Below are 14,913 nucleotides of genomic sequence, written 5' to 3' on the forward strand. Positions count from 1 at the left end.
TCAGGCACTGGGGGCCGGGCGGCCGCGGACCGCCCGGCAAGCCAGGCGGGCGTTCGCGGGCGGGTGCCGGGCTCGGCTGTCGCTCCATGCCGCCGGCCAGGAGACCGGAGGCAACGATTGAGAAGACTCTAACAAGCACGCCCGATGCCCGGCAGGTCCGTGACCGAATATGTCGTCAGCCGGCGGCGGTCAGCCGGTGACGGCCGGCGGCACGGCGAACGGCTCGAACAGCGACCGGATCTCATCAGTCACCAGAGCCGTAACCCGGGTGCCGGTCTCGGCGTATACGGTGGACAGCACCGTGCCCTGATCGTGCAGCACCGCGATCAGGTCGCCCCGCTCGTAGGGGACGAGTAACTCAAGCCTGATCGACGGCCGCGGCAGCAGGTCCGAGATGGTCGCGAGCAGTTCCTCGATGCCCTCGCCGGTGCGGGCCGAGACGAAAATGCCCTTCGGCCAGAGTCCGCGCAGCACGAGCCCGTCATCATCGCTGATCAGGTCGCTCTTGTTGAAGACGACGACCTCCGGGATCTCCCGGGCACCGACCTCGGCGATGACCTCGCGCACTGTGGCAAGCTGGCTCGCCGGGTCAGGATGCGAGCCGTCGACGACGTGCACGATCACGTTGGCGTCGGCGACCTCCTCGAGGGTGGACCGGAACGCCTCCACCAGCTGGTGGGGCAGGTTCCGCACGAACCCGACGGTGTCCGTCAGCGTGTAGAGCAGCCCGTCGGCCGTCGTGGACTTGCGCACCGTGGCGTCCAGGGTGGCGAACAGGGAGTTCTCGACGAGTACGCCGGCCCGGGTGATGCGGTTGAGCAGGCTCGACTTGCCGGCGTTGGTGTAACCGACGATGGCGACGGATGGCACGGCGTTGCGCTTGCGGTTGGCCCGCTTGGCCTCGCGGGCGGGTTTCATCTCGAGGATCTGCTTGCGGAGGCGAGACATCCGGGTGTGGATGCGCCGGCGGTCCAGCTCGATCTTGGTCTCGCCGGGGCCGCGCGAACCCATGCCTGCACCGGCGCCGCCCACCTGGCCTCCGGCCTGGCGGGACATCGAGTCGCCCCAGCCGCGCAGGCGGGGAAGCAGGTATTCGAGCTGGGCGAGTTCGACCTGGGCCTTTCCCTCGCGGCTCTTGGCGTGCTGACTGAAGATGTCGAGGATCACGGCGGTGCGGTCGATGACCTTCACCTTGACGACGTCCTCGAGTGCGCGCCGCTGGCTGGGCGCCAGCTCGGTGTCGGCGATGACGGTGTCGGCGCCCATCGCCTTGACGATGCCGGCCACCTCTTCGGCCTTGCCCTTGCCGAGGTAGGTGCTGGCGTCCGGCTTCGCCCGGCGCTGCATGAGGCCGTCGAGAACGGTGGCGCCGGCGGTCTCGGCCAGAGCGGCGAGTTCGCGCATGGAGTTCTCGGCGTCCGCGACGGTCCCGTGCGTGTACAGGCCGATCAGAACAACGTTCTCCAGCCGGAGCTGGCGGTACTCGACCTCGGTGACGTCCTCGAGTTCGGTGGAGAGGCTGGGCACGCGGCGCAGCGCGTTGCGGTCCTCGCGGTCCTGCTGCACGCCGTCGTGACCCTCGTCGTCGTGCGACGGGCCGGATTCGGCCTGCAAAGCCTGCGCCGACCCGCTGCGGAACAGTGAATAGCCGGCAGCCTTGCTGTCAGCGCTGGCAAGAACGCGGGCGACCACGTCGTCGGTGTCGTCGGGCAGATGTGACTCAGTCATTCCTTTAACAATAGTTCCTCGATGCACGGTAAGTTCCCTCTATGCCTTCCGACCACTACTTCACCCCGGCACCCGACAGCACCCTGAAACTCCGCCAGGTGACCGTTCGATTGGGAGGCCAAGAACGCGAGCTGACCACAGCCAATTCGGTCTTCAGCCCGGAGCACATCGACACCGGTACCCAGGTGCTCTTGAACAACGCGCCGACTCCGCCGCCCGGCGGCGATTTCCTCGACCTGGGCTGCGGCTGGGGTCCGATCGGCCTGCACTTGGCCCTCGCCTCACCCCGCGCCACGATCTGGGCCGTCGACGTCAACGAGCGGGCGCTCGACCTGGTGCGGCTGAACGCGCAGAAGCTCGGCCTCACTAACATCACCGCGGTGCTGCCCGATCAGATGCCCGCCCACGTGACGTTCCGCACCATCTGGTCGAATCCCCCGATCCGGGTCGGCAAAACCGAACTGCACACCATGCTGCGTACCTGGCTGCCGCGCCTGGAGCCGGGTTCGGATGCCTGGCTCGTCGTGCAGCGCAACCTCGGCTCTGACTCCCTGCAGCGCTGGCTCGACGGCGACCTGCCCGCCGAATTCAGCACCTCACGGCACTCCATCAGCAAGGGCTTCCGGGTCCTGCGGGTGAAACGCCAGGACTAGGCCGCGTCGCGGCCCATCGCCTCGAGCGAGTACTCAGCCGAGGCGGAAGACCCCGTCGTACACGAGTTCCGCCGGACCCGACAGTGAGACGTGTTCGCCGTCCTCGGTCGGGAACATGCGCACGCCGAGCGTGCCGCCGGTGACCTCGACCTGCCACTGGTTCGGGGCACCCGCGCCGGCCCAGTGCCGGGTGGCGAGGGCCGCCGCGGCCGCCCCCGTACCGCAGGAGAGTGTTTCGCCGCTGCCGCGCTCGTGCACGCGCATCCGGATGCGGCCGACACCGTTCACGACGAGCGGATCGCCCGGCAGCACGAGCTCGATGTTCGCCCCGGCCGCCGGGTCAGGGTCGAGCTGCGGCACGAAGGTGAGGTCGACGCCTGCGAGCTCGTCGTCGTCGGCCAGGGCCACGACCACGTGCGGGTTACCCACGTTGATGCCGAGACCGGGGCGGGCCACGGGCAGGTCCTTCGCCCGAACGAGCGGTTCACCGCCGTCGAGGCGCCACCGGCCGAGGTCGACCTGGTAGCCGGTTGCGCCGCGCTGAACGTCGCGCACTCCCCCGCGGGTGCCGATGCAGAGCGTGTCGCCGCGGTCGAGCGTGGTCAGGCCCTGCTCCACCAGGAAGCGGGTGTAGACGCGGATGCCGTTGCCGCACATCTCGGACACCGTGCCGTCGGCGTTCCAGTAGTCCATGAACCATTCGGCCGCATCGTCCTCGGCGAGGGCGATCGCGCCGGCGGCCAGGCTCGTGGAGCGCACCGCGCGGATGATGCCGTCGGCACCGATGCCGAATCGGCGGTCGCAGATGGCCCGGATCTGGCTCGGGGTGAGGTCGATCTGCCCGTCGGGATCAGAGAAAAGCACGAAGTCGTTCCCGGTGCCGTGGCCCTTGGTGAAGTTCAGATCAATACCCATGCCGTCCAGTTTAGGAGGCCGGCTCGATCGCCCAGTGCTCGGCCGGCTGCTCCGGGTCGGCCAAGCGGGTCAGCGCCCGGTCAACCCGATCCGGCGCGTCGAAGTCGATCCAGTGGGTGTGCGGGGAACGCTTGAACCAGCTCACCTGCCGTCTCGCGTACCGGCGGGTGAACTGCTGCGTCTCCTGGATGGCCTCCGCCCGGCTGAGGCTGCCCGTCAGCTGCCCAAGGGCCTGGGCGTAGCCGATGGCCCGGCTGGCCGTGACACCGGTCTCGATTCCACTCGGAATCAGCCCGCGCACCTCCTCGACGAGTCCGCGGCCCCACATGCCCTCCACCCGGGCGTCGAGGCGGGGGGTGAGCTCGGCACGCTGGGCGCGGAGTCCCACTGTGACCGCGGGCATCCAGTAGACCGGCTCGTCGGGCAGGGCGGCGGTGTGCGGCCCCCCGGTCAGCTTCACGACCTCGAGGGCGCGCACGAGGCGCCGACCGTTGCCGGCGCCGATGCGGGCGGCGGCGACGGGGTCCACGGCCTTCAACCGGGTGTACAGGGCGCCGGGCCCCTGCTCGGTCAGCTCGGCTTCGAGTCGGGCGCGCAGCACGGCATCCGTGCCGGGGAACTGGAAGTCGTAGACCACGGCGGACACGTAGAGCCCGGAGCCGCCGACCAGGATGGGCACGTTGCCGCGCGCCACGATGTCGGTGATCGCGGCGCGGGCCTCCGTCTGGTAACGGGCGACGGTGGCGTCGTCGGTGACCGAAAGCACGTCGAGCAGGTGGTGCGGGATGCCGCGGCGCTCCAGCACGGTGAGCTTGGCGGTGCCGATGTCCATGCCGCGGTACAGCTGCATGGCGTCGGCGTTGACGATCTCCGCCCCCCGACCGGTCTCAGCCAGGCGTTCGGCGAGGTCGAGCGAGAGGTCGGACTTGCCGGTGCCGGTGGGTCCGACGACAACGATCAGTGTCGGGTCGGTGCCGGTCACCGGGTTCGGGCCGGGCACCTGCCTAGCGCTCCCCGTCGGTGACATCGTAGATCGGCGTGGTGCTGGAACTGGTCACCGCGGGCGAGCCCACGGCTCGGTCGGGTAGGCGCAGGGTCGGCAGGCCGAGGGAGACCGAGCCAGACCCGCCGGCGACTCCGCCGTGACTGGGCACGCCGCAGGACTCGACTTCGAGGCGGTCCCAGGCGTCGCCGGCGATGGTGCGCCGGATGCGCAGCGGAGCCCCGTCGACGGAGTCGGCGATCAGGTGGAAGGGGGCCGCCTGGGTGACCGTGACGGTCACGAGGTCGCCCGGACGGGGCAGTTCCGAGCCCTCCGGCACGTCGAAGTGCACGAGCCGGCTGTCAAGGGCGCGGCCGCTGAGTCGACGGGTGTCGGCGTCCTTGCGGCCCTCGCCGTTGGCGACGAGCAGTTCGACCTCGCGACCGACCACGGCCTGGTTCTCCTCCCAGGAGATGCGCTCCTGCAGGGCGGCGAGGCGCTCGTAACGATCCTGGACGATCTCCTTGGGGACCTGGTCGGGCAGCGTCGCGGCGGGGGTCCCGGGCCGGATGGAGTACTGGAAGGTGAAGGCGGTGGCGAACCGGGCCAGCTCCACGACCCTCAGGGTCTCCTGGAAGTCTTCCTCGGTCTCGCCGGGGAAGCCGACGATGACGTCCGTGCTGATGGCCGCGTGCGGCATCTGCGCTCGGACGCGGTCGAGGATGCCGAGGAATCGCGCCGAACGGTAGGAGCGGCGCATGGCCTTGAGGATACGGTCCGAGCCGGACTGCAACGGCATGTGCAACTGCGGCATGACCGACGGCGTCTCGGCCATGGCGTCGATCACGTCATCGGTGAAAGCAGCCGGGTGCGGGCTGGTGAAACGGATGCGTTCCAGCCCCTCGATCTTGCCGGCCGCGCGCAGCAGTTTGCCGAAGGCGAGACGGTCGCCGAACTCAACCCCGTAGGAGTTGACGTTTTGGCCGAGCAGGGTGACCTCGATTGCCCCGTCGTCGACGAGGGCCTGGATTTCGGCGAGGATCTCGCCGGGACGGCGGTCCTTCTCCTTACCGCGCAGCGCGGGCACGATGCAGAACGTGCAGGTGTTGTTGCAGCCGACGGAGATGGAGACCCAGCCGCTGTAGCTCGAATCGCGCTTCGTGGGCAGGGTCGAGGGGAAGGTCTCGAGGGAGTCGAGGATTTCGAGCTGGGCCTCGCCGTTGTGCCGCGCACGCTCGAGCATGCTCGGCAGTGACCCCATGTTGTGCGTCCCGAAGACGACGTCGACCCAGGGTGCCTTCTTGAGGATGACGTCCTTGTCTTTCTGGGCCAGGCACCCGCCGACGGCGATCTGCATGCCGTCGTGGCGGCGCTTGACCGAGGCCAGCTGCCCCAGGTTGCCGTAGAGCTTGTTGTCGGCGTTCTCGCGCACGGCACACGTGTTGAGCACGACGATGTCGGCTTCCTCCCCGTCGGCCGTCACGTAGCCGGCCGCTTCGAGCGACCCGCTGAGCCGTTCGGAGTCGTGCACGTTCATCTGGCAGCCGAAGGTGCGCACCTCGTAGGTGCGGGCCCGGCCCTCAGCGTCGTGCGAGGCCTGGCTTGGAGCAATCAGAGTCGGCGCGCTCAGGGCCGAGGTGCGCAGGGCCGAGGTGCGCAGGGCCGCGGTACGCAGGGCCGACTGCTGCGGGTCCAGCGTCTCGGCGCTGGAGAATGGGGGCGTAGCGGTGCTGCTGGTCATAGTGGGTACCAGCTTACGCGTGGCACCTCCGAAACCGGGCCGGGTTGCCCCGACCCGCTCCCTACTGGAACCGCACCCGCGATGGCGAACCACCGCGGGAGGCAAGGGCGGCCTTCACCGCCACGCGCACGATGGACGAGGAATAGCCCTTGCGCATCAGGAACGCGTTGAGTCGACGGTCGATGGTCTGGTCGTCGAGCCGCCCGAGCTGCCCCACCCGCTTGACGGCTATTTCGATGGCCCGTTCCGTCTCGTCGTCGGGCATTTCGTCGAGCTTTTCCAGGATGAGGTCCTGATCGAGCCCGCGGCGGCGCATCTCCGCCTGCACGCCGGAGCGTCCCAGGCCTTTGCGCTCGTGGTGGCTGTGCACGATCTGATCGGCGAGGCGGCCCTCGTCGATGTAGGACAACTCGATGAAGCGCTCGATGATCTCTTCGATCTCGTGCTCAGCGACCTCCGTACCGCCAAGAATTGTGCGGGCCTCGGCCGCCGACAGGGACCGGCCGCGCAGCCGCTGGCGCAGCACCCCTTCGGCGTGCTCGCGATCGACGGCGGCCCGGGAGGCCACTCCCTCGGGGGTGTCGTCCCCGTCGTCGGCACCGTCGTCGGCACCGGCACCGACACCGGCACCGGCACCGGCACCGGCACCGGCAACGCTGTCGACTGCGGGGCCGCTCGACGCCGCCGGACCACCGTCGCCGAGATACGAGACGGGCGCCAGTCGTTCGTCGGCGATCGGCGCCGCCTCGAGCTCAACCGGCCGGATCGCGGCGGTGCCGCGGGCCGCGCTCTTGCGACGTGCCGCACTCAGCGACGCGACCTCGTCGGCCGGCTCGAAGTGGACCATGCGCTACGCCCCCTTGCGGGCGGCGAGCTTGGCCTGGAGGGACTCCGCCTTGGCGGCTGCGGCCTCCTTGGCTGCGGCTGCGGTGACCAGGGCGGCTGCGGCGTCGATTGCGGCCTGAGCCTTCTTGGCGGCCGCACCCTCGGGGCTGATCCCGAGCTTGAAGAGGATCTTGTTCTCGATCTCGTTGGCCATCTCCGCTTCGCGCAGCAGGAAGTTGCGCGAGTTCTCCTTGCCCTGGCCCAGCTGGTCGCCGTCGTAGGTGTACCAGGCGCCGGACTTCTTGACGATGCCGTGCTCGACACCGAAGTCGATCAGGCTGCCTTCCCGGGAGATGCCGATGCCGTAGATGATGTCGAATTCCGCCTGCTTGAAGGGCGGTGCCATCTTGTTCTTGACGACCTTGACCCGCGTGCGGTTACCGACGGCCTCGGTGCCGTCTTTCAGGGTCTCGATACGGCGGATGTCGAGGCGCACCGACGCGTAGAACTTGAGCGCCTTGCCCCCGGCGGTGGTCTCGGGGCTGCCGAAGAAGACCCCGATCTTCTCGCGCAACTGGTTGATGAAGATCATGGTGGTGTTGGTCTGACTGAGGCCACCGGTGAGCTTGCGCAAGGCCTGGGACATCAGACGGGCCTGCAGGCCCACGTGCGAGTCACCCATCTCGCCCTCGATCTCGGCGCGGGGAACCAGCGCGGCGACGGAGTCGATCACGATCAGGTCGATGGATCCGCTTCGCACGAGCATGTCGGCGATTTCCAGCGCCTGCTCACCCGTATCGGGCTGGGAGACGAGGAGCGCGTCGATGTCGACTCCGAGCTTGCGGGCGTACTCAGGGTCCAGAGCGTGCTCGGCGTCGATGAAGGCGGCGATGCCGCCGTTCTTCTGCGCGTTCGCGATGGCGTGCAGGGTGAGCGTGGTCTTTCCCGACGATTCCGGACCGTAGATCTCCACGATGCGACCTCGGGGCAGGCCACCTATGCCGAGGGCCACGTCCAGCGCGATCGACCCCGTGGAGATCGTCTCGACGGGGGCGCGCTCGTCGCTGCCCAAACGCATGATCGAACCCTTGCCGAACTGGCGGTCGATTGCTGCGAGAGCGGTGTCAAGCGCTTTTTCGCGATCTGCTGATGATGCCATGAGGGGTCTCCTTCGGTCGTGCATTTCGGCGCCTATAGGCTGTTGCGTTTGGCTACCGGGAAGACCCCGACACCCGCTTTCAACAAGGCATGTGCTCTCTGTCGCTGACACAAACCGACTGTACGCGGCACGTCCGACAGAGCCGGGAGCGGGGAGCGGCAGTGGACAAGCCGTCTTCGACTCCTGCTGTGGAGGAGCATATCAAAATGCGAACACGCATTCGAGAATTCCCCGAAATCCGGCGCGTGTCGAGCGAAACCTAGCTGCGGGCGGCGGGGAGGCCCGCACCGTACCAACGGGCCTTCGGGACATCCGTCTCGGCGCAGAGGGCCAGCCAGACGTCGCGCGCCGAAGCACCGCCGGCCAGAGCCTGGTCGGCGGTGCAGCCAAACGGGGTCAGAATGAGATCGCGAGTGAGAACGCGGCCGTAGCCATCGCCGAACTCGTCGCTCAGAGCCTGACGGAACTCACCGAGTCGCATGGGATGGAACTAGCGCACCATCATGTCGTCGTAGGTGGCCACGAGCTCGTCGGGCACAGTGTCGGGGAACCTGTCGATTCCCTCGATGATGGCCAGTCGGTCGCCGACTTCCCGCATGATGACCGAGATCGGGGTCTCCAACGCTTCTGCAACGGAAGCCAGAATCTCGGAAGACGCTTCTTTCTGGCCACGCTCCACCTCGCTCAGATACCCGAGGGCCACGCTGGCCCTGCTGGCTACCTGACGGAGTGTGCGCCCTTTCTGCAGGCGGAAGTCCCTGAGCACATCGCCGATTTCCTGTCGAACAAGAATCATCGGAACCTCCTTCTCGTACTGATTATGTGTTGCTTATCGAGTACCGTTTGATACTTCTGGCGCCCACTCAACCGGGTGGTTTCGTGTGTTGGATCGCAAGAGTACTACAACCTTGAACACCCTGACACTACCGATATCGACTGGGCTTTTCTTGTGAATACGCTCGTTGTAACCACGGAATTCGGGGAACTATTCCACCGCGTCACGGGCTAACAGCTGCCACACAGCTTCGATGGCCGCGGCCACGGAGGCTGCTCGAATGAGAGCACGGTCTCCGTGCAGCCGGAGCGGGATGACCGATATTTCTCCTCTACGAGCCAGCCCGAGGAACACCGTCCCCGGCTCGTGGCCGCCCTGGCCGTCCGGCCCTGCCACGCCCGTCGTGGCGATGCCGATGTCGGCGGGCCGGCCGTCGACGGCGAGGCGCGTACGCACGCCCTCTGCCATCTGCAGGGCAACCTGCGGGTGCACCGCACCGTGCTCCTCGAGCAGAGCCGCGTCGACGCCGAGGAGGGTGTGCTTGAGCGCACTCTGGTACGCCACCACTCCCCCGTTGACGACGACGGATGCGCCGGGGATGCGGACGAGTTCGGCTGTCAGCGCCCCGCCGGTAAGGGACTCGGCCACGGCGATAGTGAGGCCGCGGCGGCTGAGTTCGGCGACGAGGCGCGCGGTGGCATCCGTCGCTCCGGGTGTGTCAGCGGGTGACAGGCTCTCGGCGAATGCCGGGGGAATCGGATCAGCCACGGTCGTGCTGGAGCCGGTTCTCGCGCCGCGCCGCCACGAGGTAGTCGAAGCCGGTGACGACGGTAACGATGAGGGCGAGGGCCATGGCCGTCCAGTTGACCCAGTAGATCCAGTCGCCCAGTAGCAGCCAGAGGGGCACGAGGGCGAGCGAGATCGCCACGGACTGCAACACGGTCTTGAGCTTGCCCCCCCGTGAGGCCGGGATGACCCGGTCCTTCAGCATGACGAACCGGAACACCGTGATGCCGACTTCGCGCACGAGGATGACGATGGTCACCCACCACCACAGCTCGCCGAGGAGGGAGAGGCAGACCAGGGCTCCGCCGGTGAGCACCTTGTCGGCGATCGGATCGAGGATCTTGCCCAGGTCGGTGACCAGGTTGCGCCGGCGGGCGATGGCCCCGTCGATCCCGTCGGTGGCGATGGCCACGATGAACAGGGCGGCCGCCCACCAGCGCAGCGCGCCGTCCTGGCCGGCGTCGGCGAGGAGCAGATAGATGAACACCGGCGCGAGCAGGATGCGCACGATCGTGATCAGATTCGGGAGATTCCAGTTGCTGGGCCGTACGACCGGCGTGGATGGTGTGGCCATGGGTCAGTCCCTGTCGGTCAGTTGCCAGGCGTCTTCATCGGGAGATGCATCTTCTTCAAGGTACCCCTCCGACATTTTGGCGACCGGGTCGTCGGCGTAGCGCGGATCGGGCGGGCCGGGCGTGTGCTGGGCCGCGGACTGGTGAGCCGCGGCGGCCTGAGCGGTGGCCGTGGCGGCGTGATGTTCGGCGTCGGAGCCGCGCAGCAGGGCCAGCACGCCGGGCAGCTGCTCCACGGAGACGAGCACGTCGCGCGCCTTCGATCCCTCGGAGGGACCGACGATTTCGCGGGACTCGAGCAGGTCCATCAGGCGACCCGCCTTGGCGAAGCCGACCCGGAGCTTGCGCTGCAGCATCGAGGTGGACCCGAACTGGGTCGACACGACCAGTTCCGCCGCGGCCAGGAGCACCTCGAGGTCGTCTCCGATGTCGGAGTCGATCTCTTTGCGGGGGGCGACCATGGAGACATCCGGCCGGTAGTCGGGGCGGGCCTGCAGAGTGACGTGCTTGACGACGCGTTCGATCTCGGCCTCGTTCACCCAGGCCCCCTGCACGCGGATGGCCTTGGAGGCTCCCATCGGCAGGAACAGGGCGTCGCCCTGCCCGATCAGCTTGTCGGCGCCCGGCTGGTCGAGGATGACCCGGGAATCGGTGACGCTGGTCACGGCGAAGGCGAGGCGGGAGGGCACGTTGGCCTTGATCAGGCCCGTGACGACGTCGACGCTGGGGCGCTGGGTGGCGAGCACGAGATGGATGCCCGAAGCGCGGGCCAGCTGGGTGATGCGCACGATCGAGTCTTCGACGTCGCGCGGTGCGACCATCATCAGGTCGGCGAGCTCGTCGACGACGACCAGGAGGTAGGGGTACGGCTTGAGGCTGCGCAGGCTGCCGGCGGGCAGCACGATCTCGTTGTTGACGACGGCCTTGTTGAAGTCGTCGATGTGGCGGAATCCGAAGCTGGCCAGATCGTCGTATCGCATGTCCATCTCTTTCACCACCCACTGCAGCGCCTCGGCGGCCTTTTTCGGGCTGGTGATGATGGGGGTGATCAGGTGAGGGACCCCGGCGTAGGCGGCCAGTTCGACCCGCTTCGGGTCGATCAGCACCATGCGCACGTCGCTCGGCTTGGCCCGCATGAGCAGGCTCGTGATCATGGAGTTGACGAAGCTGGACTTGCCGGAACCAGTGGAACCGGCGACCAGGAGGTGAGGCATCTTGGCGAGGTTGGCGAGCACGAAGCCGCCGCCGACGTCTTTCCCGACGCCGATGGTCATCGGGTGGGTGCTGTTCGAGGCCGCCGGGGAGCGGAGCACGTCACCGAGGGTGACGATTTCGCGGTCGGTGTTGGGGATCTCGATGCCGATCGCGCTCTTGCCCGGGATCGGCGACAGGATGCGCACCTCGTTGGAGGCGACGGCGTAGGAGAGGTTTTTGCTCAGCGCGGTGACGCGCTCCACCTTGACTCCGGGGCCGAGCTGGATCTCGTACTGGGTGACGGTGGGGCCGCGGGAGAACCCGGTCACCTTCGCGTCGACCTGGAACTGGCTCAGCACCTCAGTGATGGACTTGACGATCTCGTCGTTGGCCGCCGAGCGGGCCTTGGCCGGCGGGCCCTTGGTGAGGGTCGTGTCCGAGGGCAGCAGGTAGGGCGCGGCGGGCTGGTCTGATGCCGGCGGAATCGGGGCCGGTACCAGCGGCAGGGGCGTGTCGGTGGAACCGACGGCCCCACCGGCCGCGGCCGGGTCGAGGGCGTCGAATCCTGATCCGGTCAATCCGGGAAGAACCTCGGTCAGGCCCGTCTGGTCGTCGGCCTGGAGCCCGGTCGAGGAGCCGTGCGGCAGGTCGATCGCGCCCGTGAAGCGTTTGAGGGCGTCTTCGGCTCGGAGCAGGTCTTCGAGCACCTCGGTGCCGTAATGGTCCTGGTTGGGACCCGGGGTCGTCGGCGTCGTCTCCAGCGCGGTGTCGAAGCTGCCTCGTTTGTCGCCGCCGAGCAGGGTGCGCAGCGGGTCGGCGCCGTGCGGGCCGGCGGCGCTCGGATCGTCGGCGGGGGTACCGGCACCGTTCGGGCCGAGCGGCCCGCCGAAGTCAGGGTCCTCCTCGCGCTTACTCGTGTTGCGCCGCCACCAGGGCAGCGCTCCGGCATCTGCGTCGTCGTCGTCGACCCCGTCCAGTTCGACCTGAACGGCCTTCTCATGCTTCGCTTCCCGGGCGGCGGCGCGCTCCTCGGGATCGGGGAGCTGGGCCCCGAACAGCCAGGCATAGAGCTCCCGGCTGCGTTCACCGATGCGGTTGGGCGGGGTCTTGGTGATGATGAAGAGGCTCAGGGCGAGAAGCAGGATGACGACGATGGTGGCACCGATCGCCGTGGTCAGGTAGATCAGGGGGGCAGCGATCATCCAGCCGATGACGCCGCCGGCCAGTGCGAGGGTCTCCATGCCGTCGCTGGGGGCAGGCTGGCCACCGAAGATGTGGCAGAGCCCCGACACCGAAACGAGCAGCACGGATAGTCCGATGCCGATGCGGCCGTTGTCGTGCACCGAACTGGGTTTGCGGAACAGCCAGACGGAGAAGAGCAGCATGATCACGGGCAGGGCGAACGCGACGCGGCCGAACAGGCCGCCGAAGGTCCAGGCGTCGAGGGTCTGGGCGACCGCGTTGTTGATCAGGAACCACTCGATCACGGCACCGGCGACCGACAGCAGCACGAGGAAGAAGGGCAGGCCGTCGCGGCGTTCTTCTTTGGAAAGCTTCTCCGGGCCGAGCGCCCGGGCGGCCCCGCCGGTCACGTGGGCCAGGGCCATCCACGACCGCACGAACAGGCTCGGCTTGACCTCGACCGCGGTGAACTTGACCGTCTTCTGAGCGGCAGTGCGGGCTGCGGGCTTGCGCGCCGGGGTGCCGCGCGCAGGCGTGCTGCGGGCGCGACCGTTCGACTTAGTGCTCGTAGCCATGCACCTACGGTACTTCGATCCCCCGACATTGGGGCTTAGGCACGCCACAACGCCTGCGGGCGGCGATCAGTGACTGCGACATCAGGGGCGGGCGGACGCGCGGCATCCGTCGCCCTCGGCGGGATCAGGCCTCGATCACCAGGGGGACGATCATCGGGCGGCGGCGGAAGGCGGTATTCACCCAGCGGCCGACCGTGCGGCGCACGATCTGCTGCAGCGCGAACGGGTCGCGCACCCCGTGCTCGGCGGCTTCCGCCAGGGCCGCCTCGATTTTCGGGCGCACGGCGTCGAACACGGAGGCGTCTTCGGCGAAGCCCTTCGCGTGGATCTCCGGCCCGACGATCACCCTGCCGGTGGCGGCGTCGACCACGATGATGATCGAAATGAATCCCTCCTCGGCGAGGGTGCGGCGGTCCTTGAGGTCGGCCTCGGTGATCTCGCCGACGGTGGAGCCGTCGACGTAGACGTAGCCGAGGTCCAGCTGGCCGACCTTGGTGGCCACACCGTCCTTGAGGTCAATGACCGTGCCGTCTTCGGCCAGGAGCACGTTCGCCTCCGGCACGCCGGTCTGCACCGCGAGCTTGGCATTGGCGACCAGGTGCCGGTATTCGCCGTGCACAGGCAGCACGTTCTTCGGTTTCAGGATGTTGTAGCAGTAGGTCAGTTCCCCGGCGGCGGCGTGCCCGGAGACGTGCACCTTCGCGTTGCCCTTATGAACGACCGTGGCGCCGAGCTTGGTCAGGCCGTCGATGATGCGGTAGACAGCGTTCTCGTTGCCGGGGATCAGGCTGGAGGCCAGGATGACGGTGTCGCCGGGGCCGACCTCGATCTGGTGGTCCTGGTTCACCATCCGGCTGAGCACGGCCATCGGCTCACCCTGTGAGCCCGTCGACATGTAGACGATCTTGTCACCCGCGATGTTGCCGGCCTTCTTGAAGTCCACCAGCACGCCCTCCGGCACCCGCAGGTGGCCGAGGTCCGCGGCGATGGTCATGTTGCGCACCATCGAGCGGCCCAGGAGCGCGACCCGGCGTCCGTTCGCGTGGGCGGCGTCGAGTACCTGCTGCACCCGGTGCACGTGGCTGGAGAAGCTGGCCACGATCACCCGCCGCGGAGCCCGGGCGATGACATCGTCGAGCACGGGGCCGATGGAGCGTTCCGTGGGGGTGAAGCCGGGGACATCCGCGTTGGTGGAATCGACCAGGAACAGGTCGACGCCCTCGGTGCCGAGGCGCGCGAATTCGCGCAGGTCGGTGAGGCGGTCATCGAGCGGCAGTTGGTCCATCTTGAAGTCGCCGGTGTGCAGCACCGTGCCGCCGACGGTCTTGATGGCCACGGCCAGGGCGTCGGGGATGGAGTGGTTCACGGCGACGAATTCGAGGTTGAACGGGCCGAGCCGTTCCTTCTGGCCTTCCCGGACCTGCAGCGTGTACGGGATGATCTTATGTTCCTTGAGCTTCGCCTCGATGAAGGCGAGGGTCAGGCCCGAACCGATCAGCGGGATGTCCGCGCGCAGCTTCAAGAGGTAGGGGACGGCACCGATGTGGTCCTCGTGGCCGTGCGTGAGCACGACCGCGAGGATGTCGTCGAGGCGGTCCCGGATGGGGCTGAAGTCGGGCAGGATCAGGTCGACGCCCGGCTGGTGCTCCTCGGGGAACAGCACCCCGCAGTCGACGATCAGCAGCTTGCCGTCGATCTCGAACGTGGTCATGTTGCGGCCGATTTCGCCGAGGCCACCGATCGGCGTGATGCGGAGGGTTCCCGCCATGAGCGGGGCCGGGTCGTACACATCGATGGGCACAAGCCCTCCTCGGGGTTCGGTGGGG

At 68.1% G+C, this 14,913-nt stretch carries 13 protein-coding genes; 1 reads left to right on the plus strand and 12 read right to left on the minus strand.

The genetic code is table 11. The annotated features are described in order from the left end of the window. Nucleotides 1-189 precede the first annotated feature (189 nt). Nucleotides 190-1,728, minus strand: a complete 1,539-nt coding sequence (gene hflX / locus E3O18_RS15335) for a GTPase HflX (RefSeq protein WP_134394623.1) — start codon at nucleotides 1,726-1,728, stop codon at nucleotides 190-192. A 41-nt stretch (nucleotides 1,729-1,769) separates the two neighbouring features. Here hflX and E3O18_RS15340 point away from each other — a divergent pair, with 41 nt between their 5' ends. Then, the gene (locus E3O18_RS15340; protein WP_134418457.1) at nucleotides 1,770-2,381 is read left to right on the plus strand and encodes a methyltransferase; all 612 of its coding nucleotides are present in this window, start codon (nucleotides 1,770-1,772) and stop codon (nucleotides 2,379-2,381) included. Between the two features lie 33 nt (nucleotides 2,382-2,414). On the opposite strand, the gene dapF is transcribed toward E3O18_RS15340, so the two are convergent. From dapF to E3O18_RS15395, 11 genes are all read right to left on the minus strand, one after another. Further along, a complete protein-coding gene (gene dapF, locus E3O18_RS15345; RefSeq protein WP_134394627.1) occupies nucleotides 2,415-3,296 on the minus strand; it encodes a diaminopimelate epimerase in 882 nt (293 codons plus the stop codon). Between the two features lie 10 nt (nucleotides 3,297-3,306). Beyond that, a complete protein-coding gene (gene miaA / locus E3O18_RS15350; protein ID WP_241978215.1) occupies nucleotides 3,307-4,296 on the minus strand; it encodes a tRNA (adenosine(37)-N6)-dimethylallyltransferase MiaA in 990 nt (329 codons plus the stop codon). A gap of 4 nt (nucleotides 4,297-4,300) precedes the next feature. Further along, nucleotides 4,301-6,019 (minus strand): tRNA (N6-isopentenyl adenosine(37)-C2)-methylthiotransferase MiaB, encoded by a 1,719-nt coding sequence (gene miaB, locus E3O18_RS15355; RefSeq protein ID WP_134394629.1) that lies wholly within the window; start codon nucleotides 6,017-6,019, stop codon nucleotides 4,301-4,303. Nucleotides 6,020-6,080: 61 nt separating this feature from the next. Continuing rightward, on the minus strand, nucleotides 6,081-6,866 hold the full coding sequence (locus E3O18_RS15360; protein WP_134394631.1) for a regulatory protein RecX: 786 nt from the start codon (nucleotides 6,864-6,866) through the stop codon (nucleotides 6,081-6,083). 3 nt (nucleotides 6,867-6,869) lie between these two features. Continuing rightward, entirely contained in the window at nucleotides 6,870-8,003 is a 1,134-nt protein-coding gene (gene recA, locus E3O18_RS15365; RefSeq protein WP_134394632.1) for a recombinase RecA, read from the minus strand. A gap of 259 nt (nucleotides 8,004-8,262) precedes the next feature. Beyond that, nucleotides 8,263-8,484, minus strand: coding sequence for a DUF3046 domain-containing protein (locus tag E3O18_RS15370; RefSeq protein WP_134394634.1), 222 nt, complete (start codon nucleotides 8,482-8,484; stop codon nucleotides 8,263-8,265). Nucleotides 8,485-8,493: 9 nt separating this feature from the next. Further along, complete coding sequence (locus E3O18_RS15375) at nucleotides 8,494-8,799, minus strand: helix-turn-helix transcriptional regulator (protein ID WP_134394636.1); 306 nt, start codon at nucleotides 8,797-8,799, stop codon at nucleotides 8,494-8,496. Between the two features lie 189 nt (nucleotides 8,800-8,988). Continuing rightward, nucleotides 8,989-9,510, minus strand: coding sequence for a nicotinamide-nucleotide amidohydrolase family protein (locus tag E3O18_RS15380; protein WP_134394776.1), 522 nt, complete (start codon nucleotides 9,508-9,510; stop codon nucleotides 8,989-8,991). Between the two features lie 28 nt (nucleotides 9,511-9,538). Beyond that, nucleotides 9,539-10,138: a CDP-diacylglycerol--glycerol-3-phosphate 3-phosphatidyltransferase gene (gene pgsA / locus E3O18_RS15385; RefSeq protein WP_134394637.1), complete on the minus strand. Its 600-nt coding sequence runs from the start codon at nucleotides 10,136-10,138 to the stop codon at nucleotides 9,539-9,541. A 3-nt stretch (nucleotides 10,139-10,141) separates the two neighbouring features. Beyond that, nucleotides 10,142-13,087: a DNA translocase FtsK gene (locus E3O18_RS15390; protein WP_134394639.1), complete on the minus strand. Its 2,946-nt coding sequence runs from the start codon at nucleotides 13,085-13,087 to the stop codon at nucleotides 10,142-10,144. A gap of 124 nt (nucleotides 13,088-13,211) precedes the next feature. Then, nucleotides 13,212-14,855: a ribonuclease J gene (locus E3O18_RS15395; RefSeq protein WP_134394777.1), complete on the minus strand. Its 1,644-nt coding sequence runs from the start codon at nucleotides 14,853-14,855 to the stop codon at nucleotides 13,212-13,214. Nucleotides 14,856-14,913 lie beyond the last annotated feature (58 nt).

This window comes from Cryobacterium sp. TMT2-42-4, from assembly GCF_004402645.1.
Lineage (GTDB): Bacteria > Actinomycetota > Actinomycetes > Actinomycetales > Microbacteriaceae > Cryobacterium > Cryobacterium sandaracinum.

Coding starts and splice junctions, on each gene's coding strand:
- hflX (WP_134394623.1), bottom strand. CDS start 1,728: ATGACTGAGTCACATCTGCCCGACGACACCGACGACGTGGTCGCCCGC.
- E3O18_RS15395 (WP_134394777.1), bottom strand. CDS start 14,855: ATGGCGGGAACCCTCCGCATCACGCCGATCGGTGGCCTCGGCGAAATC.
- dapF (WP_134394627.1), bottom strand. CDS start 3,296: ATGGGTATTGATCTGAACTTCACCAAGGGCCACGGCACCGGGAACGAC.
- miaB (WP_134394629.1), bottom strand. CDS start 6,019: ATGACCAGCAGCACCGCTACGCCCCCATTCTCCAGCGCCGAGACGCTG.
- E3O18_RS15370 (WP_134394634.1), bottom strand. CDS start 8,484: ATGCGACTCGGTGAGTTCCGTCAGGCTCTGAGCGACGAGTTCGGCGAT.
- E3O18_RS15360 (WP_134394631.1), bottom strand. CDS start 6,866: ATGGTCCACTTCGAGCCGGCCGACGAGGTCGCGTCGCTGAGTGCGGCA.
- E3O18_RS15340 (WP_134418457.1), top strand. CDS start 1,770: ATGCCTTCCGACCACTACTTCACCCCGGCACCCGACAGCACCCTGAAA.
- recA (WP_134394632.1), bottom strand. CDS start 8,003: ATGGCATCATCAGCAGATCGCGAAAAAGCGCTTGACACCGCTCTCGCA.
- pgsA (WP_134394637.1), bottom strand. CDS start 10,138: ATGGCCACACCATCCACGCCGGTCGTACGGCCCAGCAACTGGAATCTC.
- E3O18_RS15390 (WP_134394639.1), bottom strand. CDS start 13,087: ATGGCTACGAGCACTAAGTCGAACGGTCGCGCCCGCAGCACGCCTGCG.
- E3O18_RS15375 (WP_134394636.1), bottom strand. CDS start 8,799: ATGATTCTTGTTCGACAGGAAATCGGCGATGTGCTCAGGGACTTCCGC.